This is a genomic window from Vibrio sp. OPT46, assembly GCF_015163535.1.
Classification (GTDB): Bacteria; Pseudomonadota; Gammaproteobacteria; order Enterobacterales; family Vibrionaceae; genus Vibrio; species Vibrio alginolyticus.
In genome coordinates, this window is sequence record NZ_JADDYG010000255.1 from 1 (window position 1) to 675 (window position 675).

Annotated in this window: 1 protein-coding gene; it reads right to left on the bottom strand. The window is 39.7% G+C overall.

The features are described from left to right. Window positions 1–209: 209 nt before the first annotated feature. Window positions 210–533, bottom strand: coding sequence for a hypothetical protein (locus IQR33_RS12175; protein ID WP_193843715.1), 324 nt, complete (start codon window positions 531–533; stop codon window positions 210–212). Window positions 534–675: the final 142 nt, after the last annotated feature.

Here is a 675-nt window from a genome sequence, read left to right on the forward strand (position 1 = left end):
TGTGATTGGAGTGCTTAGTTTCTTGTTTGTTAAAGCACGTCGAGCGTTCTGTAAACCCAAGGATGTGTCTGAGTTTTCTCAGTAAGTTTACTTGATTTACACTTTTAAGCTTGTATGCAGATTAGACATCTAATCGACAGGTTTTTGTCAGTAAAAAGAAAGGCGCAATGTATGCGCCTTTCTTTTTGAGTGTCGTTAGGGTTTCGAATTTAATAGCCAATGCTATATAGGTATTCGCCAACTTCTTTGCACTGAGACTTGTAGATGTTCTCTACTTCAGACTTATTCTTATCTGCTGCTTTAAATTCAAGTTCGGCAGACGATAGCTGGTCAAAGCTGTAGTCTCTCTCAGACATTAAGTAGTGTCTGAACATCGCTCTGTGTTCCGGAACTGCAATACGTGCGTTAGAAACGTTGGCACACTCTAACAGAGTGTCGTTACTCATTTCTTCTGGCTTAGTTTCTGTGTTTGCTAAGGTTGAGCCCGCTGCAAATAGTAATGCTAGTGCGATGGTTGTAGCGATTCTTGTCATTATATGGACCTCAAATTGGTTCTAGTAACAATGAGCATATTGGTTCTTATCGTTACATTTTCGTGTTCTCTGTATGTCATAAAAAGTTAAACAACAGAGAAGGCGTTGCGACCATGAGTAAAGACGTACATTAAGTTCGCTT

Bases quoted from the DNA above. Each gene is read 5' to 3' on its own strand.
- IQR33_RS12175 (WP_193843715.1), bottom strand. From the start codon at position 533: ATGACAAGAATCGCTACAACCATCGCACTAGCATTACTATTTGCAGCG.